Raw genomic sequence first — 20310 nt, forward strand, 5'->3', positions numbered from 1 at the left:
ACCTCGCCATGACCGACCCGGAGTTCCAGCTCGCCGCCGTCTTCGACCACGCGGGATCGGAGGCGGGCCCTGGGTTCGACCTGGACCACCCGGTGGTCGAGGACCCGGAGCTGCGCGCCCTGCTGGTGGAGCGGCTGAACGCGGGGACGCCCGTGCTGGTGACTCCGGTCCTGATGGACGACGTGCTCGATCCCTCCCGGGTGGCGGAGGTGCCGCTCAACTTCCGTACGGACGGGGAGTGGGTGTGGACGGACACCGTCACGTACTACCTGGAGCAGTACGCGCTCGCTCCCGAACCCGGTCTGCTCGCTCACCTGGACAGGCCCGGCTACACGGCTCCGGGCCCCCTCGACCAGGACGTCGTCGAGCGCGCCGCCGCCTTCGTGCTGACTCCGGCGCCGGAGGGGACGGAGCTCCACCCGCTGAGTTGACCGGCCCGGTGAACCACGGGATGCCACCGGTCCGTTCGTACGTGACGCGGGGGGTCCGCGACGACCGAGGGGAATCAGGGTGGACAACAACGAGGTGCGGGCCGGGAACGCCGCCGCGGAGGCCGCGTCGGCCATCAGCCTGCCGGCGGTCGCCTGGCAGTCGGCGGGCGAGGAGCCGGCCGAGGTCAGCGCGGCGACGGAGCCGCGGACCGGCGTGGTCTCGGCGACCGCCAGTGGATCCGAGCCGGCTCCCGAGACGGGCCCCGAGCCGGCCGTCACCGAGCCGGCGGTCGTCGCCGGGACCACGCCGGATGCGGCCGCAGGGACCACCTCGGGTGCCGAGCCGGATGCCGCGCGCACACCCGTCGGCACCGCCGCACCGGGCGGACCCGACTCCTCCGTGGCCACCGCTCCCGACGGCGAGGCCGAGACCGCCGGGGAGACCGCACCGGACAGCGACCGGGAAGGCGAGCAGCAGGCGGCCGCGCCCGACTCGGAGAGCCTCGCGGCGGCCGCCGCCCCCGCCGCGACCCCTCGTGCCGTCTCCCGCCCCGCCAAGCGGCTCTCGAGGCCGATGATCGCGGCGGCGGCCACCTCGGGCGTGGTGCTGATGGGCGTGCCCCTGCTGTTCTCGCAGCTCGGCGGTGGCTCCGGGCCCGGTCCCGTGCCCCCGCGGCCGACCGGGTACAACCAGGCCGACGGAGGCTCCGACGGCTTCGTGCCGGGGGTCGACACGCCGGAGAAGGGTTCCTCGCTGCCGGGTGCCGCCGCCCCGGGGGCCGCGACCGGGGGGCGGGGCGGCGGCCCGGGGCCCGCCAACAACCCCCTGGCCAAGTCCGCCGCCGGCCTCGGCGCGGGGGCCGGTGTGGGCAGCGTCGGCGGCGGCCTCGGGCCGGCCGCCACGCAGAGCCCCGGCACCGGCGAGGGCTCGGGTGACTCCCGGCCCTCGGCCGGGCAGACCTCCGGCACCGGTCGGACCTCCGCCCCCGGCGGGTCCCGGCCGACCTCCGGCCCGACGACCGGCACCCGGCCCAGCCCGACCCCCACCAAGTCGCGGGAGACCGTGAGCACGCCGCAGAAGACCCCGGCTCCCCCGGCGAAGGCGCAGTACTCGGCGGTGGCGGGCCCCGCGTGCGCGGGCACGGGTGCGAGCTTCAGCTACAACGGCTGGTACACGGACGGCAAGGAGGGCTGGCAGCGGTACGGCTCCGGCGGCTATGTGGGTTCCGGATGCACCGGCGGCTTCTTCTCGCTGCCGATGTCCGGAAGCGCGAGCAAGGACGCGGGGCACTCGCTGCGCTGGACGTTCCGTACCGGCGCGGTCACCTCCGGCACCTGCCAGGTCTCGGTGCACATCCCGAACAACAGTGACATCAAGGCCGTCGGCGGCAAGCCGTCGTACTACACCGTGCACGCCGGGGCGACGGGCAACGACCCGATCCTGCGGTCCTTCACCGTCAACCAGGCCTCCTCGCGGGGCCTGTGGATCAGCGCGGGCGGCGTCAGCGTCACCCGTGGCGTGCTGACGGTGAAGCTCCACGACCGGGGTGTCGACTGGTCGGGGTCGAAGAGGACGTACGCCCACCACGCCGGTGACGCCGCCCGAGTCCAGTGCACCTCCTCCTGAAGCGGTTCGGCCACCGACGGCCACCGGCCCACGACGAAGGGAACAACCACGCATGTCGCGCCATGTGCTGACCGTGAGCGCCGAGGCGCAGAGCGACCGCCCGTCGGGCTCCGGCGGTCTCTACCGCACCATCGGGGCTGCCCTGGAGGCGGCGCGCAGCGGTGCGGTGATCTCGGTGCGTCCCGGCCGGTACGAGGAGAACCTGGTCATCACCAAGATGGTGACGATCACCGCGGAGGACCCGCGCGGGAGCGTGCGGATCGTGCCGCCCCGGGGTTCGGTGGTGCAGGTGGTGGCCGAGGCGGTGCAGCTGACGGGGCTGGTGCTGCAGGGGCAGGACGACGAACTGCCCGCCGTGGACGTGCCGCGCGGTCAGGCGGCGCTCCAGGACTGCGAGGTGGTGGGCAACGCCTGGACGGCCGTGCTCACCCGCCAGCAGGGGTCGCTGGCGATGCGCGGCTGCCGGGTGACCAACCCGGGTGGCGCGGGGATCGTGGAGACGTCCACCGGTACCAGTGTCATCGACGGCTGTGTCGTGGAGCACCTGGGTACGTCGGCGGTGGTCATCGGCGAGCGGGCCAATCCGACGTTCCGCAACTGTGTGCTGCGCGACGCCCGGGGCAACGGGGTGTGCGCCAACGGCGAGAGCCGGGGCGTGATCGAGGACTGCGAGATCTCGGCCACCGACAAGCCCGGGATCGCCCTGGAGCAGAACAGCGCCACCCGGGTGCTGCGGACCTCGGTGCGGGACTGTCTGCTGGGCGTGTTCATCAGTTCCAAGGAGCGGGTGGTCCTGGAGGACTGCTCGGTGTCCGGGACGAAGGTGCACGGCATCGCGCTGGCCGAGGGCACCGATCCGGTGCTGCTCCGCTGCCGGGTGTCCCGTACCAAGGGCAATGGGATCCACGTCACGGGCCGTTCGCGCGGCTCGTTCGAGGAGTGCGAGGTCACCTCGCCCGAGGGCAGCGGCATCTGGGTGGAGGAGACGTCGGGGCCGTCGTTCAAGCGCTGTTCGGTGCGGGACGCGAAGGGCCCCGGCGTCCAACTGACCGGGGACAGCGCGCCGGACTTCGACCGGCTGGAGGTGCGCGACGGCGCGGGCGCGGGGGTCCGGGTGCTGGAGGGCGCGAACCCGATGCTGCGGCGCGTGACCGTGTCGGACGTCGCCGGGGCGGGCCTGGAGGTGACCCGCGACGGCCGGGGCCGGCTGGAGGGCTCGGAGATCTCGGCCACCGGGCAGGCCGGGGTGCGGATCGCCGACGGCGGCAACGCGTACGTCGGCAACACCGTGGTCCGGGAGACCGGTGGGGTGGCGGTGTCGGTCGGCGGGGGCGGCGTGGCCACGTTGCGGGACTGCGACGTCGCCGACTCGCCGCAGGAGGGAGTGCTGGTCGAGGACGGTGGGGAGCTGACCGCGACCCGGGTCCGCGCGCGGTCCTGCCGGCGGTACGGCTTCCGGGTCGCGGAGGGCGGCCGGGCCACGCTCAGCCGGTGCGAGGCCGTGGACAACACGGCCGACGGCATCCGTGTCGACTCGACGGAGGCGGTGCGGGTGCACGACTGCACGGTCTCCGGCAACCGGGGGTCGGGGCTGCGTCAGCTCAGGCCGTCGGGCCGGCTCGCGGTGGAGAACCTGACGAGCGCGGAGAACGAACTGCCGGACGCGTACGGCGAGATCGGCGTCTCGTCCGCCGGGCCGGGGGGCCCGGCGGGCGGGACGCACGGGGAGGCGGGCGGCGGGGACGTGGCGGACGGTCCCACCGGTGGGGCCGCGCACGCGCCGGCTCCCGCCGCGCCGCGCAAGCCGGACGGCCCGTTGGAGGCGCTGACCGCGCTGGTCGGCCTGAACGGGGTGAAGGAGCAGGTCACCACCCTGGTCAATCTCAACAAGCTCGCCAGACGGCGCGAGTTGGCAGGCATGCCCGCGCTGCCCATGAGTCGCCATCTGATCTTCGCGGGCCCTCCGGGAACCGGCAAGACGACCGTGGCCCGGCTCTACGGTTCGATCCTCGCCGAGCTGGACGTCCTGCCGTCGGGGCACCTCGTCGAGGTGGCCCGCGCGGACCTGGTGGCGTCGATCATCGGCGGTACGGCGATCAAGACGACGGAGGTCTTCCAGCAGGCGCTCGGCGGAGTGCTGTTCATCGACGAGGCGTACACCCTGTCGCAGGGCACCGGCGGAAGCGGACCGGACTTCGGCCGGGAGGCCATCGACACGCTGGTCAAGTTGATGGAGGACCACCGCGACGAGGTCGTGGTCATCGTCGCCGGGTACTCGGAGGAGATGCGGGGCTTCCTCGACTCCAACCCCGGGCTCGCGTCCCGGTTCAGCCGCACGGTGGACTTCGAGAACTACTCGGACGGCGAGCTGACCACGATCGTGGCCATGTCCGCCGCGTCGCACGGCTACCAGCTCGCCGACGGCACCCGCGAGGCGCTGACGCAGCACTTCGAGAGTGTGGCCAAGGGCGCCGACTTCGGCAACGGTCGGGCCGCGCGCAAGGTCTTCGAGGAGATGGTGGACCGGCAGGCCTCACGGCTGGCCGCGCTGCCCGAGATCCGCAACACCGACCTGGCGCTGCTCACGCCCGAGGACGTGGGGGTGACGGCCGTCGCGGCGGGCACGGCCGGTGAGCCCGGGGAGCGCCGGACGGAGCTGCTCGACGAGTTGCGCGCGATGATCGGCCTGCCGGCCGCCAAGGAGCAGGTCGAGGACCTGGTCAACCTGATCAAGCAGGTCAACCGCCGTAAGGAGGCGGGACTTCCGACGGCCACGATCAGCCACCACCTGGTGTTCTCGGGCCCGCCCGGCACCGGTAAGACGACGGTGGCCCGTCTGTACGGCCAGTTGCTCGCCGAACTCGGTGTGCTGCCGGGCGGCCAGTTGATCGAGACGGCACGGGCGGACCTGGTGGGCCGCTTCGTGGGGCACACCGCGCAGCTGACGAAGGAGGCCTTCGACCGGGCGCGCGGCGGTGTCCTGTTCATCGACGAGGCGTACACGCTGACACCGCGCGGCGGCACGGGCAACGACTTCGGCCAGGAGGCGGTCGACACCCTGATGAAGCTGATGGAGGACCACCGCGACGAGGTCGTGGTCATCGTGGCCGGGTACTCGGACGAGATGCGGGGCTTCCTGGACTCCAACCCGGGCCTGGCCTCCCGGTTCTCCCGGTCCGTCTCCTTCGAGCACTACACGGACGAGGAGCTCGTACGGATCGTCGAGGCGCTGTCCGACAAGGCCGGTTACGTGTGCCCGCCGGAGACCCTTTCGGCGCTGGGCGAGCTGTTCGCGGCGGTGCCCCGTGACCGCTCCTTCGGCAACGGCCGCTTCGCCCGGCAGACGCTGGAGTCGATGATCACCCGGCAGGCCGGGCGCCTCAGCAGGCTCGACATCGACGACGTGGCCGAACTGAGTCTGCTGCTGCCGCAGGACGTGCCCTGGGACCGGGTGCCGGGCGGTGTCGCGTGAGCCGGGGCGTGCGAGGGGCCGCGACGGTTCTCGCGCTGCTGCTGTGCGGGGCCCTGACCCTGCGTCCGGGGGACGCGGCGGCGGCCGGGGCGGCTCCGGGCGCGGACCCCGTCTCGCTGCCCGCGCTCACGCAGCGGCTCTCCGACGACACGTGTCTCAAGGCGTCCGCCCGTACGGTCACGCAGGTGCCGTGGGCCCAGGCCCGGCTGCGCCCTGACATGGTCTGGCCGCTGTCCGAAGGGGCCGGGGTGACGGTGGCCGTGGTCGGATCCGGCGTGGACGACGCGGCCGGGCTGCTGGGCGACCGGCTGAAGCGGGCACCGCGCCAGTTCGACAGTGGCCCGACGAAGGACTGCGCCGGGCACGGCACGTTCACGGCCGGACTGATCGCGGCGGCCCGTACCCCGGGGGTGGGGTTCGCGGGGGTCGCGCCCCGTGCCCGGATCCTCGACGTCCCGGTCACCGACCGCCGGGGGAACACCACCCCCGACCTCCTCGCCAAGGGCATCCGGGTCGCGGTCGACGGCGGCGCCCGCGTGGTCGTGACGGTGGCGGTGGCGGGCACGGACAGCCCGGCGCTGTCGGGCGCCGTGCGGTACGCGGTCTCCAGGGGCACGGTCGTGATCGCCCCGGCCTCCCCCGACGGCGCCAACGGCGCGGCAGGGTACCCGGCGGCCCACCCGCAGGTCCTGTCCGTGCTGGGGACAGGGCCCGGCGGGGCGCCGCCGCGACAGGACTCCCGGACCAGGGTGGACCTGACGGCTCCGGGCGAGGCGGTGACGGGCCCCGGTCCGCGCGGGCGGGGAAAGTTCACCGCGTCCGGGCCGAGTTACGCGGCCGCCCTGGTGGCCGGAACCGCGGCTCTGGTCCTCGGCTACCACCCGGAGCTGAGCGCCGGGGCGCTCGTCCACCGGCTGCGCGCCACCACGTCGGGGCCGGGCGGCAGCGTCCCGGACCCGGTGCGGGGCTACGGTCCGGTCGACCCGGTGGCGGCCGTCACGGCCGTGCTCCCCGAGGAGCGGCGCGATGACGCCTCCGGGAGCGCCCGGGTGCCGGTGCCCGGCGTGACCATGCCCCCCGGTCCCGGCCCGTCCGCCGCGGGTTCCGCCTGGTGGGTGTCGGCCGGTTCCCTGGCGGTACTGGCGGCGGTGGCGGGTGCCGCCGCCGTGGTGCCACGAGGACGGCGACGGCGTTGGCGGCCGGGCGGCTATCGGGCCCCCGCGCCGGAACGGAACCCCGGATGAGGGCCGCTCGGCAAGGACGCAAGCGATGCGTTACCGAGCGGGGCGCGATCGCCGACGAAGCATTAGCAGAACATTAGTCAAGGTTGCGAGTGTCTCCCCGAACGGGCCTGACGCAGAGGGTCGTCGGTGCCGCCGTCGTCCGCCCGAGAGCCGTCGACGGCACAGCGCGAGGGGAACAGCCAGGATGGTAATGCAGGGGCACAGCGCCGGCGGTGTGCCGGACGACACGGGCCGTGTGGGGGCGGATCCGGACCACCGCGCGGAAGCGCGGCCCCGCCCCACGATGGACCGCGACACACTGGCGGAGCTCCACCGGCTGCACGCCTCGGCCCTGTTCCGCGCGTTGCTCCGCCTGACCAGCGGGGACCGTGGCAAGGCCGAGGACATGCTTCAGGAGACGTTCCTGCGGGCCTGGCAGAACCCCCAGGCGCTGGCTCGCGGCCCGGAGCACGGCCGCCCCTGGCTCTTCACGGTCGCCCGCCGTATCGCCATCGACCACTTCAGGTCGCTGTCGGCCCGGGCGAAGGAGCTGGGCGACGAGACCCCGGAGGACCGGGCGACCTCGGACGACCCCTACGAGGAGGTCGTGGTGGCGCACGCCGTCCGCGAGGCCCTCGCCGAACTGGGACCGCACCACCGGGAGGTCCTGGTGGAGCTGCACCTCAACGACCGCTCGACCACCGACGCGGCGGCGGTGCTCGGCATTCCGCCGGGCACCGTGAAGTCCCGCAACTTCTATGCCGTACGGGCACTGCGCCCCGTCCTGGAACGTCGCGGCCTGGCCCCGGCGTGACCGCCGCTCCCGCCCTCCCCCGCACCGGCCCCGCCACGCGGGCCACCACTCCGGACGACCGACGAGAAGGGACCGCCAGGTGGTCACCGTCGTAGCCAGAATCGACAGGGACGAACCCGCGCACTGGACGGACGCACCCGACTACAGCCCGGAGGAGTGGCGTACGGGCCGGGGTGAGGGGCCGTCGGCGGTGCCGTCCACGGGAGACGACGCCGTGCCGCGCGTCGGCGCCGCCCCCGGGGGGAACGAGGGGGGCGAGGGGGGCGACATCGCCGTACTCCCGGGCCCCCCGGACGGCGGAGCCGTACCCGCGCGTCCGCGCAGCGTGCCCGACGTGGAATCCGCCCCGGTGGCGGAGGCCCCGGAGCCGAGGGAAGCCCCGGCGCCCCGAGCGGAGTCCGCTGTCCTGGCCCCGGCCCCGGCCCCGGCCCCAGCCCCAGCCCCGGTCGAAGCTACCCCCGAGGTCGGCAGCGCGCCGCCACGGCGTCTCGACCGGACCACTGACCAGGACCTGTCGGATGAGCGTCTGATCCGCCGCCCCACCCGCAGTCGTTTCCGGGTCGGCCTGCGCCGCGCACCGGGCCGGGTCTCCGAAGACCTCCTGACCCCCCTGCGGCGCAGCCACCGGATCGCGGTGATCAGCCAGCAGGGCGGGGTCGGGAAGACCACCACGACCCTGGCCCTCGGCGCGGTGCTGGCACGCGAACGGGCCGACCGCGTCGTCGCCGTGGACGCGAACCCGGACTCGGGCACCCTGGGCCGCCGCGTCCGGCGCGAGTCCGGCGCCACCGTGCGCGACCTGGTGGCCGCGATCCCGAGCCTGCGCACCTACATGGACATCCGGGCCTTCACCACGCAGGCGCCCAGCGGCCTGGAGGTCGTCGCGAACGACGCGGACCCGACGGTCTCACGGAGGTTCGACGACCAGGACTACCGGAAGGTCGTCGACCTGCTCTGCGGTCAGTACCCGATCGTCCTCACGGACTCCGGGACCGGCATGCTGCACGACACCATGCGTGGCGTCCTGGACCTGTCGGACCAGCTGGTCGTCGCGGCCACGCCGAGCGTGGACGGCGCGAGCAGCGCCGTCCTCACCTTCGACTGGCTGACCGCCCACGGCTACGAGGAGAAGGCACGCGACGCGGTGACCGTCGTGTCCGGCGTGCGTTCGTCGGCGGGGCGGCTCATCCGGGTCGACGAGGTCGTCGCCCATTTCCAGCAGCGGTGCCGGGCCGTGGTGACCGTTCCGTACGACCCCTACCTGGCTCGCGGCGGCGAGGTCGAACCCGAGTGGATGCGCGGCCGGACCCGAGCCGCGTTCTACGAGCTCGCGTCGCTGGTGGCGCGGGAGTTCGGCCGCGCCTGAGGCACCGCCGCCCACGACCGCACGCGCCTTCCCCAACCCCGGAACACTGGAGGACAACCCATGGCCTGGTACGAGGGCCCCTGCCGGATCACCGTCACCGGCGTCGACGCCGACTGGCCGCAGCGCGCGGTGGTCGTGGTGTCCGGCGTCCGGGGAGCACGGATCGAGATCCCGGGCGAGGTGGGAACGGTCCAGCACATCGACGCCCCGAGCTGGCACCTGGTGGTGGAGCACCGGCACGAGGGGAGGTGGCGCCCCAACATCCGTGCGGTCAGGAGCCGTTGGGAGACCGTGGACGGCGTCCGTACGCAGACGGTGACCAGCAAGGACGTGGACTGGCCCCAGGGGAACCAGCACGAGCGCAATCTCGTGCTTCGTCTGGAGTGGATCGGCGAGGCGGCCGAACGCACCCACGAACTGGTCCACGACACTCCGGTCAAGGCGGCGACGCAGTCGACGTCGACCACCCCGGCCCGCCTCACGACCGCGGGGCCCGCCCAAGGCTCCACGCGGTCGTCGTCGGACGACACCGCCTTCGGTACCCGGCCCGTCGCCTCTCCCGCCCGCACGACCTCGCACGGCCACACGTCGACGAGCAGCAGCAGCCCCTGGTGACCCGGGGAGACGACTCATGGACGCGAGCCTGCCCCAGAACCATCAGTGGGGTGGGGCTACGCCGGTGACGCGCACCTGAGGTGGCCCGCTCCGCGGTCGGCGGGGCGGTGGCGAAGGGCTGGGACCGGCGCCGGGGCTCACACGCCGAGGTGCTGCCTGGTGTCGGAGTCGGCGGCAGGGGCCTCGACGGTGACGCCGTGCTGCTCCTCCTCGGGGCGGCCCCTCTTGGGCAGGAGGAAGGTGATCGCGAGGAACGCCACCAGCAGGCAGGCCTGGACGATCAGCGCGCGGTGGAATCCGGCGGTGAAGTCGCCGGTCTTCGCCTGGGCGAAGAACACCGAGCCGAAGACCGCGACGCCGATGGAGCCGCCGACCGCCTGGACCGCCGTCAGGACGCCGGAGGCGGAACCGATCTCGTCGTCGTCGACCGCGGCCAGGATGAAACTGAACAGGGCGGCGATCACCATGCCGGCACCGACGCCCGCCACGACCGTGCCGGGAACGATGTCCCAGATGGAGAACGAGGCGGCGTCGAGGCCGTCCAGTTCGAACCACAGCACGGCCGCACCGGCCAGCTGGACCAGCGGTCCGATCTGCAGGACCCTGCGGCCGATCTTGTCCGCGAGGAACGCGCCGCTGACCGCGCCGCCGATCGCGGTTCCCACCGCGAGCGGCAGATTGCCGAGTCCCGCCTCCCCTGCGGTGAAGTGCCGGCCGATCTGCAGGAACAGGGTCAGCACGAGTTGCGTGCCGATCAGCCCGCCGAAGAACAGGGCGATGCCACCGAGTCCGACGGTGAAGGCCGGCTTGCGCAGCAGGCCCGGGGTCACCAGCGGCTCACGGCCCGCGGCGGCCGTCCGGCGCTGCTGGAGGGCGAACAGGGCGAAGCCGATCACCGAGGCGGACATGCTCAGCCACGTCCACAGCGGCCAGCCGTCCTCCTGCCCCTGGTTCAGCGGCAGCACGAGCAGGACGCAGGAGACCACGACCAGGGCCGCGCCGAGCGTGTCCACCCGGAGCGTGCGGTCGCCCGCCTTCCTGGGCACGAACTTCGCGGCGACGATCAGCGCCGCGACACCGATGGGCAGGTTGATCAGGAACACCGACCGCCAGCCCAGGTCGAAGAAGTCGGCCTCGATGAGGAAGCCGCCCAGAACCGGGCCGATGATGCCGCCCAGACCGAGGACGGGACCGAAGATCGCGAAGACCCTGGTGAGCTCGGGACCGGAGAAGTTCTCCCGCAGCAGGCCCAGGCCCTGCGGGAGCAGCATCGCGCCGGCGGTGCCCTGCAGCAGACGGAAGGCGATGAGCGACTCGATGTTCGGCGCGATCGCGCACAACAGCGAGCTCGCGGTGAAGGCCGCCAGGCCGATCAGGAACATCCGGCGCCGCCCGTAGCGGTCACCGAGTCGGCCGCCCAGGACGAGACCGGCGCCCAGGGTAAGGGCGTAGCCGCCGATCACCCACTGCAGTCCGACGGAGCCCGCACCGAGGGATCTCTCCAGGTCCGGCCCGGCGACGTTGACGATCGACGCGTCGAGGAGATCCATGATCTCCGCGACGATCATCACCGCCAGGATCAGCCATCGCCACCGGTAGGGCTCGGGCAGGGTGGTCTCGTCAGGGGTGGGGGACGGGTCACGCACGACAGATACCTCCATGGTGAAGTAATTCCATGGTGAAGGTAAAGTGATGGCGGTAGGTTGTCAAAGCGGGCTGCCTGCGTGGACCGCACGGCACGACAGAACGCGGAGGAACCTGCATGGAGGAAGCGATGCGCGACGGCGTCGCGGAGCAGCGTGAGCGGCTGATGGAATCGCTGAGGATCTACGGCGGCCACTATGCCGAGCTCAGCCGGCGCTTCGCCGCCTGGCTGGGCCTGCACTCCACCGACGCGACCGCGGTACTGGAGATCGCCGCCGCCGAGGAGCGCGGCGCCCCCCTGTCACCGGCACGGCTCAGCGAGCGGATCTCCCTGTCCACGGGCGCCACCACCGCGCTCCTGAACCGACTCGAAGCGGCAGGACACATCAGCCGCGCCCGCGAGCACTCCGACCGGCGTGTCGTCACCCTGCGCAGCGGCGGGCACATCCAGGAGCGGGCGGACGAGTTCTTCGGCCCGCTCGCCCGCCGCCTCGACACCGCGATGTCGCACTACCCGCCCCGGCTCCTGGAGGAGTTCGAAGCGTTCATGTCCGACCTCAACTCCACGATGGACACCCACCTCACGGAGTAGGGACGACCGTCCGCGTATCGGGCCGCGCGCGGTCGTACGCCGAGGGGCCGGAGGCGACGGACGAGCCGGAACCGACGGATGTGCCTGAGGCGACGGACGAGCCGGCTCCGGTGAGGTGGAGGCCGGGAACAGCCGACGCCACAGCGCGCATGCGCCAGGTGGGCGCGCCCGCCTCCGGTGCGTCTGCGTCAGGCAGGTGCGTCTGCGTCAGGCGGGGGCGTCGAGGAGGTGGGGGCCGTTGTTACGGACGTTGTTGACGGCCATGGAGACGGGCCGGACGTCGAGCCGGCCGTCCGCCGGTTGCGTGAGCAGAGCACGGAGGTCGTCGGTGTCGTGGTGGTGGGGGTCGAGCCACGTGTCGTAGTGGTCGGGGGTGAGGGCGAGCGGCATGCGGGGGTGGACGCGGCCGGCCGCGTCGGTGGCTTCGGTGGTGATGATCGTGCAGGTCGTGAGCCAGGCTTCGGGATCGTCGTCGCTCCCCACGTCGGGGTCGCGCCAGTACTCGTAGAGCCCGGCCATGGCCATGACCTGGTCGTCGGAGGGGCGGATGAAGTACGGCTGCTTGCGGGTCTTTCCCGTCGCCTCGTCCTTCACCGGCTCCCACTCGTAGAAGCCGTCGGCGGGCAGGAGACAGCGGCGTCTGGCGAAGGCACGCCGGTAGGCGGGCTTCTCGTGGACGGTCTCGACCCGCGCGTTGATCATCCGGGCACCGGTCTTCGGGTCCTTCGCCCACGACGGCACAAGCCCCCACCGCAGCGCACGCAACTCACGGCGTGTGTCGCCCCCGTCGTCGCGGGCGGCACGTTCGAGCACCGCGTACACCTCGTCCGTCGGGGCGACGTTCCAGCTGGGTTCAAGCGCCTCCTCGGGACGCCAGTCGGTGACCTGGAAGAGCCGGGCCAGATCCTCGGGACCACGGGTGGAGGTGTAACGACCGCACATGAGGCAACTGTGCCACGGCACCCACCCGCCCCGACGGCGAAAGCCGCCCCGTGTCACCGGGCGATCCCGGGCGCGCCGGCGACTGGGGCGGAGCGCTTCTCGCCTACGGCTGCTTCGCCACCTCCTGGACCTCGTCGGCGATGCCCTCCAGAACGGCCTTCGGATCGGCGGACGGCGCCACGGCTTTGCCGATGTTCCGCTTGATGGTGTCGCTCACCTGCAACCAGGAGGGTTCGTTGACCGGGTAGAGCTCGGCACCGCTCAGGGCCTCCATGAACTGCTCGTTGCTGGGGTCAGCCGCGTCCTTGGACGCCTGGCTCGCGGAGACCGTCGAGGGCAGCAGATGGTATCGGTCGGCGAACGCGCTGAGGTTCTTGTCCTCGTAGACGAATTCCAGGAAACTCCCGACCAGTTCACGATTTCCGTCGCGCTTGAAGGCCATCATCCAGTCGGCGACACCCGCCGAAGAAATGGGCCGGCCGTCTGTCAGCGTGTCCGACACCGGCATTGTCAGGGTGCCGACCTTCATTCCCTTCGTCCTCGCCTCGTGGAGGAGCGAGGGGTAGCCGTTGAGCATGCCGACTTCGCCCCGCAGAAAGGCGGCGAAGGCGTCCTGCCGGTTGAGGTCGGCCGGCGGTACCGGGCCGGTCAGGCCGGGCTCGACGAGGCTCTTCTTTATCCAGCGGAACGTCTGCGCGTTCCTCTCGGACGCGATGTCGTATCCGCCGCTGGCTCCGGCGTACCCTCCCCCGTTGCTCAGTTCCCAGATCAGGGCTTCGGCATGGGCCTCCTCGGGGCCGAGTGGCAGGGCGTACGGGTAGAGCACGCCCTCCTCCTTCAGCGCCTTGGCCGCCTCTTCCAGGTCGCTCCAGGTCTTCGGTGGTTCCGCTCCGGACTCGTCGAATAGCTCCTCGTTGTAGAAGAGGAGCCGGCTGCTCGCCACGAAGGGCAAGCCGTACAGGGTGTTGTCGACCGAACCGGCCTCCGCGAGCGGGGGCAGGAAGTTCGCCTCCGCCCTCACCGACAGCAGCTCACTGGCGGGGTAGAGGCGGCCCTGCGCCGCGAAGTCGGAGTACGCGCCCATCAGGGCCACGTCGGGGGCATTGCCCTCCTCGACGAGACGGGTCACCTCGCGGTCGACGTCGGCCCACGGGTAGAGCGTCACCTCGATCTTCGTGCCGGGGTGGGCGGCGGTGAAGGCGGTGGTCAGCCTGTCCCAGTAGACCTTGGAGCTGGTCGCCGGACTGTTGCCGTACTCGGCGGCCACCAGGCGCAGTGTCGTCCCGCCGCCGCTCCCTGACGAGCCGCAGGCGGTGACGAAGGAGCCCAGTAGTCCGAGTGCGGCCATGGAGGCGGTCGCGCCGAAGAGTCTTGGTCGCACGGATCGTTCCTTATGTTTCTTTGGACAGTGCGTCCGGCATTCTCCCCTGGCTCGGGATGTATGGCGCCCCCTGATCAAATGTTGTGGCTCTTTCTCCAACCGCATCGGCATGGTCTGGTGTTTTCTCATATGCCGATGCTGATTCCGACGCGCGTAGAGCGCTCCACCGTGTCCGACACCCCTACGCAATGGAGTGTCGCCGAAAGGTCGACCCGCGAGGTATCGGGCTCAACACCCGGCTCCGGAACGAGCAATGAGCCGAGTCGCCGCAGCGGAAATCCCGTGCCGTCGAGGAGCGCCTCGGAAGCGGCGTCCTCCGAACGCCCGTTATCCGGCGGACTCCGCCCCGGTATCCGGCACCTGCCGTCCGAATTCCGGTTTTCCAGGTTCCGGCTCACCGGTGCGGTGGCAGTGACGACGTGGAATTCGTGTGGCGATGACAGGGCGATGACAGTTGCGGGCGGGCGCCCGACAGGCGGGGGCCTCGTGGCCGATGACGTCGCGCGGCAGCTCGCGGAACGGCCCGCGGCCGACCCTCCTCGGCTCGCGGACGTTCGCGGTCGACCCACCGCACTCACACAAGGCGAGGACGAATCTTCGGAGAGGACGTTTGTTCGCGCGCGATCGGTGCAGACGCTAGCTGACACAAGCCACACAGAGAGAGCGGAGACGCACCATGGGCATTATCGCGTGGATCATCATCGGCTTGCTCGCCGGCGTCATCGCCAAGGCCCTGATGCCGGGCAAGGACCCCGGCGGCATCATCATCACCATGCTCATCGGCATCGGCGGCGGCCTGCTCGGCGGCTGGCTCGGCAAGGTGATCTTCGGCGTCGACTCCATCGACGGGTTCTTCGACCTCTCCACCTGGATCGCCGCGATCGTCGGCTCCATCATCCTGCTCGCCCTCTACCGCCTCCTCACCGGCAACCGGCGGCACTCGCACCGCCACGCGTGACCTCCTGACGGCTCGCGACCGCACGACCCGCACGGCTCCCTCCCCTTACACACGGGGCGGGAGCCGTCGGCGTGCGGGGAGCCGGGGCCCGGTCGTCCGCCCAGCCGGCCCGGCTCGGCGCGTACGGGCCCGGTCGTCCGCCCAGCCGGACCGGCTCGACGCGTACCGGGTGCACTCTCGCTCGCGGTCACGCGCGCCGCGGTCGGCCCGGATCTCCGCAGCGCCCGGGTATCCGTGGAGACTCCGGGCAGACGACACCCCATGCACGGACAACATGCGCGTCCCGCGAGCACCCTGTTCGGCTCCGCCCCCGCGATCCGGGCATCGCTGCCCGGTCGGACCGGCCCCAAGCACTCACGCCGAGGCCGGAGCACCGGTCGCTTCCGCCGCCGGATCCTCGCCTACCGGGCGATCGAGTTCCTGTCCACGCACCTCCCCGATCTGTCCGGCCCCGGCGAGGAGTGCCTGCTTCTCGTCCACATCCGCCAGGTGGTCGGCGAGGTCCACTATCGGATCTGCTCCGTCTGTTCCCAGGGTGTCATCAGCGCCGTCGTCATCGACGAGCGCTTTCACAGCAGCGGCCTGGGAACCCGGGCCCTTCTGCACCTGCGCTCCCGCCACCCCGGCATCGCCTGGAGCAGCGTGCTGAGCATGCGCACGACCCGCGACCTCTTCCGGCGTATGCGCATCTCCCCCCCTCACCTCGACCTCCCCGGCCTCCCCGACCTCCCCGACCGACCAGCGAGGGACGACTCCCCCGCCGCACGACGGGCACGCGTGTACCGCCGCCCTGCCGGCCGAGGGGGCGTCGCTTTCTCAGCCCCTCGAGTAAGTACGCGCCCTCGGGTCTGGCCCGTCCGGCCGCCGCCTTCCCGGCAGGGACCGAGAGGCCCCGAGGGTACCTATGTCGCCATACCTATGTTGACATAGGTGTCTCGTCTTCCCTACGATGCCGACATGCCCGAGCACAGCGCGTCCGTTCCGGACCTCGACCACGTGGCCGCCGGCCTCGTGGCGTGTCTCCCGACGCTGTCCCGGGCCCTTGAGCGCCACGTCGACCAGGACTTTCCGCACCCCAAGCCCTCCGAGGCCCAGCTGGCCCTCTTGCGCCACGTCCACGCCCACGACGGCGTCACCGTGCGGGAGAGCGCCGAGGCCCTGCTGATGAAGCCGAACAACGTCAGCGCACTGGTCCGGCAGCTGACGGAGCAGGGGCTGCTGGAGCGTCGGCAGGACACCGCCGACAAGCGCGTGGCGCACCTGCACCTCACCTCGACCGCCCGCAGGGAGGTCGCCGAGGTGAACCACCTCATGGGCACCCACGTCGCGCGTGCGCTGCGGACCATGACCGAGGGCGAACTGGACGCCCTCGGCTCAGCTCTGGGCGCGCTCGTGTCACTCAACCGGAGCCTTCACCACCCCGCCCACTGAGCACGCGCGCCGGACCCCCAGGTCCCGGTGCACGTCCTGCTGCGGGGCGCCGTCTCTCTCGCGCTCCGGTCTCCCCGTACCGGACGCGGGTTCCGTCGCCGTCGCGTCCGCGCCGCTTCTGTCATCCGTGCGTCCGCGCCGCTTCCCTCGCTTCCGCGGACAGGGCACGCCCCGTCCGCGCCTCCGTCATGACGTACAAAGGACAGGCACAGTCATGCCCTCCGGCACTCTCGACTCCCGGGCCTCGACCGCCCATGCCCCCGCCGCCGAGAAGTCGAGCGGCCCACGGGACAACCCGTGGCTCACCCTCATCGCCGTCGCGTTCGGCCTCTTCATGGTCGGCCTCGACGGATCGGTCGTGGCCATCGCCAACCCCGCGATCGGCCAGGACCTCGGCGCCTCCACCACCGACCTGCAGTGGGTGACCAACTCCTATCTGCTGGCCCTCGCGGCGGCCCTCATCCTCGGCGGCAAGCTCGGTGACCGGTTCGGACGCCGTACCGTCTACCTGATCGGCGTCGCCGGGTTCACCGCGGCGTCCGTGGCCATCGGAGTCGCCGGATCCATCGAGGGCGTCATCGCCTTCCGGGCCGCGCAGGGCCTGTTCGGGGCGCTCCTGATGCCCAACACCCTCGGTCTGCTGCGTGCGGTCTTCCCGCCGAAGAAGTTCGGGATGGCGGTGGGCATCTGGGCCATGGTCTCCTCGGTGTCCACGGCGCTCGGTCCCATCGTCGGTGGACTGCTGGTGGAACACGTCAGCTGGGAGTCCGTCTTCTACATCAACGCCCCCATCGGCGTCATCGCGCTCGCGTTCAGCGCCGTCGTCCTGCCGCAGAGCAGGAACACCACCGCCAAGGGCGAGAGGTTCGACGTGCTCGGAGTCGCGCTCCTGGCGCTCGGCCTGCTCGCCGTCGTCTTCGGCGTGGTCAAGGGCGAGACCTGGGGCTGGACGTCGTTCGGCACGCTGGGTGTGCTCGCGGCGGGCCTGGTGGTGCTGCTCGTCTTCGGCTTCGTCGAGACCCGCGTCGCCTCGCCGTTGCTTCCCATGCGCCTGTTCAGGAGCCCGGCGCTCACCATCGGCACGATCATCACCGCCCTGAACTTCTTCGTCCTGCTCGGCGTGATCTTCTTCGTCATGCTGTACCTGCAGAACGTGCGCGGCTTCACCCCCGTCGAGGCCGGTGTGCGCACCCTGCCGCTCAGTCTCGCCTCGGTCGTGGCGTCCCCGCTGGGGGCGGCCCTGACCGGCCGGTTCGGCCCACGTCTCACGATGCCGCTCGGCATGGCGCTCCAGGCCATCGCCTGCCTCCTCATGCTCGGCTGGAACCCGGGCTCCTCCTATGCGGCGATGTGGCCGCCGTTCGTCGCGCTCGGCCTCGGGGTCGGCATGGTGATGGCGTCCTCGTCCGACGCGATCGTCGGCAACGCCCCGGTCCAGGACGGCGGTGTGGCGGGCGGCCTCCAAGCGACGGCGCTGCAGATCGGTGGGGCACTCGGCACCTCCGTGCTCGTCTCCCTCATCAGCAGCCGGGTCGGCTCCACCCTGACCGGCGAACTGACCTCCGCCGGGGTACCCCTGTCCTCCGCGGCCGGTCTGTACGAGGCGAAGGACGCGGTGGCCATGGGCGTCGCCCCGGTCTCCGACCAGATGCCGACCCAGATCAGGGCCGCCGTCGCCGAGGGAAGCCACCAGGCGTTCATGAACGGTGTGCACACCTCCGTGCTGGTGGCCGGCGTGCTGTGTGTCGGCGGCGCCGTACTCGCCGCGGTCGGCGTGCGGCGTACCCCCGAGGCAGCCCGCCACCAAGGCTGACGCCCACGTTCAGGGCCCACGTTCAGGGCCCACGGAGGAGCCGGAGCGCGCTCACGTGCGCGTGCCGGCTCCTCCTGGTCTCGACCCCGGCCTCGGTCGGTCCGGCCGGACCATGGCCTCGCACGGGCACCCGTACGGCAGTCGGCGCCTCGACGAGTTCGGGGGAGCCCCCGCCGGCTCCGGGCGGGCGCCGGGCGTCAATAGAGTGAACCCCATGTCTGAGATACTGAGTTCGACGAAGACCGCCGCCGCGCTCCGCAGAACGGCCCGCGTCTCCGCCGAGTCGCTGCTGGTCGTGTTGATGGCAGCAGTGGCCCTGTGGATCCTGGGCCGGATGTGGTCGGTCGTCTGGCCGCTCATCGTGGCCCTGCTCCTCACCACCATGACCTGGCCCCTCACCCGCTTCCTGCGCAGGCTCGGGTGGGCGCCCGCCCTGGCCGCGGGCGTGGTCACCGTCCTCTTCCTCCTGACGGTCGCGGGCGTCGTCGCACTGATCGCGGTGCCGGTCGCGTCCCAGTCCGGAGAGCTCGCCGACGGCGTGGTCGAGGGCATTCAGAAGGTACGCGAGTGGGCTTCCGGGCCGCCGCTCAACATCGGGGACGACCAGATCTCCGGTGCCTTCGACACCGCGATGACCCGCATCCAGGACAGTGTCGGCAGTATGGTCACCACCGTCGTCTCGGGCGTGAGCACCGTGTTCAGCGGTCTCGTCACCGCCGTCCTGGCGCTCTTCCTGATGTTCTTCTTCCTCAAGGACGGGCCGCGCTTCCTGCCGTGGCTCACCCGTCAGCTCCCCGGCCGCCTGGCCACGGACGTCCCCGTCGTGGCCGCGCGCGGCTGGGACACCCTGGGTGCGTTCGTGCGCTCGCAGGCGTTCGTCGGTCTGCTCGACGCCGTGTTCATCGGCCTGGGCCTGTGGTTCCTCGACGTACCCCTGGTGCTTCCCCTGGCCGTGCTGACGTTCGTCTCCGCCTTCGTCCCGATCGTGGGAGCCCTCTTCGCCGGCCTGGTCGCGGTCCTCATCGCGCTGGTGTCGAACGGCCTCACCGACGCGCTCCTCGTGCTGGCGATCATCGTCGTCGTGCAGCAGCTGGAGGGCAACGTGTTCCAGCCCATGATCCAGAGCCGGGGCCTCGGACTGCACGCGGCGGTCGTCCTCCTGGCCGTGACGCTGGGAGGCAGCCTGGCCGGCATCGTGGGCAGCCTCCTCGCGGTCCCCGCGGCCGCGCTGATCGCGGTGATCTGGAACTACGTGCGCGAACAGCTCGCCACTCCCCCGGAGGAATCCGAGGTCGACGAGCCGCACACCGCCTCCGTCACACCGTCGTAGGACGCACGGAGGACGCACGGAGGACGAACCGACGCGGGACGCTCGCTCGTGGGGTGCGCTCTCGCGGGGCCCACCGATCAGCCGTCCCCCGGAAAGGCGTCGGCCCGTACGTGGGGCATGGGACCGCTCGTCACCCGGTACGGGTCGCCCGGTGGCCGCGCCACCGGGGTGACACGGACGGTGAGGGGTCCCGCCCACTCGTACCCGTTGCGCTCCCCGTGACGGGCCAGGTCGTCCGTCAGGACCTCGCCCACGTCGCCGTGGCCGTGGCGTATCAGCTCCTCGTGCACGTGGGCGTCGAGTTCCACCTCGTACGCGTTCGGGACGACCACTCTGCTCTCGCTGCACACCACCGCGTGTTGGTCGCATTCACGGTGCAGCGCGTCGAGCAGCTCGACGTCCTCACGGTGGCGCAACTTGGAGAGGAGGTTGTTCTGCCAGCGTTCCAGGGCTCGCTCCACCCGCGAGAGCCCCTCCCCGGCCGTGCGCCTCCCCTCCGGCCTCCCCGTCACCGCCGCCCGCGCAGCCGTCCGAGCAGCCTGCGCGCCTGCGCGCGCCTGCGCGGGTCGGCGGCGGCGCGACGGACCGAGGCGATCGCGCGCCGCCCTTGCGGTCCACGGGTGAACTGCTTGATGCGGGTGGTCAGTCCGGACACGGTTCCTCCTGGGGTC

General features: G+C 72.0%; 18 protein-coding genes. 12 read left to right on the forward strand and 6 right to left on the reverse strand.

What is annotated here, in order from left to right:
• Positions 1-8: 8 nt before the first annotated feature.
• The 7 genes from ACRRSS_RS19355 to ACRRSS_RS19385 all read left to right on the forward strand — a co-directional run bounded on the left by ACRRSS_RS19355 (position 9) and on the right by ACRRSS_RS19385 (position 9548).
• The gene (locus tag ACRRSS_RS19355; RefSeq protein WP_435972362.1) at positions 9-431 is read left to right on the forward strand and encodes a hypothetical protein; all 423 of its coding nucleotides are present in this window, start codon (positions 9-11) and stop codon (positions 429-431) included.
• A gap of 79 nt (positions 432-510) precedes the next feature.
• Positions 511-2058, forward strand: a complete 1548-nt coding sequence (locus ACRRSS_RS19360; RefSeq protein WP_435972363.1) for a hypothetical protein — start codon at positions 511-513, stop codon at positions 2056-2058.
• A gap of 52 nt (positions 2059-2110) precedes the next feature.
• The gene (locus ACRRSS_RS19365; protein ID WP_435972364.1) at positions 2111-5530 is read left to right on the forward strand and encodes a right-handed parallel beta-helix repeat-containing protein; all 3420 of its coding nucleotides are present in this window, start codon (positions 2111-2113) and stop codon (positions 5528-5530) included.
• A gap of 8 nt (positions 5531-5538) precedes the next feature.
• Positions 5539-6774, forward strand: coding sequence for a S8 family serine peptidase (locus tag ACRRSS_RS19370; RefSeq protein WP_435972365.1), 1236 nt, complete (start codon positions 5539-5541; stop codon positions 6772-6774).
• 190 nt (positions 6775-6964) lie between these two features.
• On the forward strand, positions 6965-7567 hold the full coding sequence (locus ACRRSS_RS19375; RefSeq protein WP_435972366.1) for a sigma-70 family RNA polymerase sigma factor: 603 nt from the start codon (positions 6965-6967) through the stop codon (positions 7565-7567).
• 79 nt (positions 7568-7646) lie between these two features.
• The gene (locus tag ACRRSS_RS19380) at positions 7647-8933 is read left to right on the forward strand and encodes an AAA family ATPase (protein ID WP_435972367.1); all 1287 of its coding nucleotides are present in this window, start codon (positions 7647-7649) and stop codon (positions 8931-8933) included.
• Between the two features lie 60 nt (positions 8934-8993).
• On the forward strand, positions 8994-9548 hold the full coding sequence (locus ACRRSS_RS19385) for a hypothetical protein (protein WP_435972368.1): 555 nt from the start codon (positions 8994-8996) through the stop codon (positions 9546-9548).
• Positions 9549-9685: 137 nt separating this feature from the next.
• Here the strand turns inward: ACRRSS_RS19385 and ACRRSS_RS19390 are convergent, their stop codons facing one another.
• A complete protein-coding gene (locus ACRRSS_RS19390) occupies positions 9686-11194 on the reverse strand; it encodes an MFS transporter (RefSeq protein WP_435972369.1) in 1509 nt (502 codons plus the stop codon).
• A gap of 116 nt (positions 11195-11310) precedes the next feature.
• Between ACRRSS_RS19390 and ACRRSS_RS19395 the strand changes: the two genes are divergently transcribed.
• Positions 11311-11784: a MarR family winged helix-turn-helix transcriptional regulator gene (locus ACRRSS_RS19395; RefSeq protein ID WP_435972370.1), complete on the forward strand. Its 474-nt coding sequence runs from the start codon at positions 11311-11313 to the stop codon at positions 11782-11784.
• 207 nt (positions 11785-11991) lie between these two features.
• On the opposite strand, the gene ACRRSS_RS19400 is transcribed toward ACRRSS_RS19395, so the two are convergent.
• A complete protein-coding gene (locus ACRRSS_RS19400; RefSeq protein WP_435972371.1) occupies positions 11992-12726 on the reverse strand; it encodes an SOS response-associated peptidase in 735 nt (244 codons plus the stop codon).
• 103 nt (positions 12727-12829) lie between these two features.
• Positions 12830-14074 (reverse strand): extracellular solute-binding protein, encoded by a 1245-nt coding sequence (locus tag ACRRSS_RS19405; RefSeq protein ID WP_435975376.1) that lies wholly within the window; start codon positions 14072-14074, stop codon positions 12830-12832.
• Between the two features lie 709 nt (positions 14075-14783).
• On the opposite strand from ACRRSS_RS19405, the gene ACRRSS_RS19410 reads away from it, so the two are divergent.
• Positions 14784-15065 (forward strand): GlsB/YeaQ/YmgE family stress response membrane protein, encoded by a 282-nt coding sequence (locus ACRRSS_RS19410; protein WP_435972372.1) that lies wholly within the window; start codon positions 14784-14786, stop codon positions 15063-15065.
• 354 nt (positions 15066-15419) lie between these two features.
• Here the strand turns inward: ACRRSS_RS19410 and ACRRSS_RS19415 are convergent, their stop codons facing one another.
• Positions 15420-15671 (reverse strand): hypothetical protein, encoded by a 252-nt coding sequence (locus ACRRSS_RS19415; protein ID WP_435972373.1) that lies wholly within the window; start codon positions 15669-15671, stop codon positions 15420-15422.
• A 351-nt stretch (positions 15672-16022) separates the two neighbouring features.
• On the opposite strand from ACRRSS_RS19415, the gene ACRRSS_RS19420 reads away from it, so the two are divergent.
• The 3 genes from ACRRSS_RS19420 (at position 16023) to ACRRSS_RS19430 (ending at position 19639) form a co-directional block, all read left to right on the forward strand.
• Positions 16023-16496 carry a MarR family winged helix-turn-helix transcriptional regulator gene (locus ACRRSS_RS19420; protein ID WP_435972374.1) on the forward strand — a complete coding sequence of 158 codons (474 nt, stop codon included), beginning with the start codon at positions 16023-16025 and terminating at the stop codon, positions 16494-16496.
• A 214-nt stretch (positions 16497-16710) separates the two neighbouring features.
• Positions 16711-18309, forward strand: coding sequence for an MFS transporter (locus ACRRSS_RS19425; protein WP_435972375.1), 1599 nt, complete (start codon positions 16711-16713; stop codon positions 18307-18309).
• Positions 18310-18523: 214 nt separating this feature from the next.
• Positions 18524-19639 (forward strand): AI-2E family transporter, encoded by a 1116-nt coding sequence (locus ACRRSS_RS19430; RefSeq protein WP_435972376.1) that lies wholly within the window; start codon positions 18524-18526, stop codon positions 19637-19639.
• A gap of 77 nt (positions 19640-19716) precedes the next feature.
• Here ACRRSS_RS19430 and ACRRSS_RS19435 read toward each other — a convergent pair whose 3' ends face one another.
• Both ACRRSS_RS19435 and ACRRSS_RS19440 read right to left on the reverse strand, forming a co-directional pair.
• Positions 19717-20100 carry an FhaA domain-containing protein gene (locus ACRRSS_RS19435; protein WP_435972377.1) on the reverse strand — a complete coding sequence of 128 codons (384 nt, stop codon included), beginning with the start codon at positions 20098-20100 and terminating at the stop codon, positions 19717-19719.
• A gap of 47 nt (positions 20101-20147) precedes the next feature.
• Positions 20148-20294, reverse strand: a complete 147-nt coding sequence (locus ACRRSS_RS19440) for a hypothetical protein (RefSeq protein WP_435972378.1) — start codon at positions 20292-20294, stop codon at positions 20148-20150.
• Positions 20295-20310: the final 16 nt, after the last annotated feature.

The organism is Streptomyces sp. Qhu_M48 (assembly GCF_051305195.1).
Classification (GTDB): Bacteria; Actinomycetota; Actinomycetes; order Streptomycetales; family Streptomycetaceae; genus Streptomyces.

Coding starts and splice junctions, on each gene's coding strand:
- ACRRSS_RS19385 (WP_435972368.1), top strand. CDS start 8,994: ATGGCCTGGTACGAGGGCCCCTGCCGGATCACCGTCACCGGCGTCGAC.
- ACRRSS_RS19405 (WP_435975376.1), bottom strand. CDS start 14,074: ATGGCCGCACTCGGACTACTGGGCTCCTTCGTCACCGCCTGCGGCTCG.
- ACRRSS_RS19365 (WP_435972364.1), top strand. CDS start 2,111: ATGTCGCGCCATGTGCTGACCGTGAGCGCCGAGGCGCAGAGCGACCGC.
- ACRRSS_RS19420 (WP_435972374.1), top strand. CDS start 16,023: ATGCCCGAGCACAGCGCGTCCGTTCCGGACCTCGACCACGTGGCCGCC.
- ACRRSS_RS19375 (WP_435972366.1), top strand. CDS start 6,965: ATGCAGGGGCACAGCGCCGGCGGTGTGCCGGACGACACGGGCCGTGTG.
- ACRRSS_RS19355 (WP_435972362.1), top strand. CDS start 9: ATGACCGACCCGGAGTTCCAGCTCGCCGCCGTCTTCGACCACGCGGGA.
- ACRRSS_RS19430 (WP_435972376.1), top strand. CDS start 18,524: ATGTCTGAGATACTGAGTTCGACGAAGACCGCCGCCGCGCTCCGCAGA.
- ACRRSS_RS19425 (WP_435972375.1), top strand. CDS start 16,711: ATGCCCTCCGGCACTCTCGACTCCCGGGCCTCGACCGCCCATGCCCCC.
- ACRRSS_RS19395 (WP_435972370.1), top strand. CDS start 11,311: ATGGAGGAAGCGATGCGCGACGGCGTCGCGGAGCAGCGTGAGCGGCTG.
- ACRRSS_RS19410 (WP_435972372.1), top strand. CDS start 14,784: ATGGGCATTATCGCGTGGATCATCATCGGCTTGCTCGCCGGCGTCATC.
- ACRRSS_RS19400 (WP_435972371.1), bottom strand. CDS start 12,726: ATGTGCGGTCGTTACACCTCCACCCGTGGTCCCGAGGATCTGGCCCGG.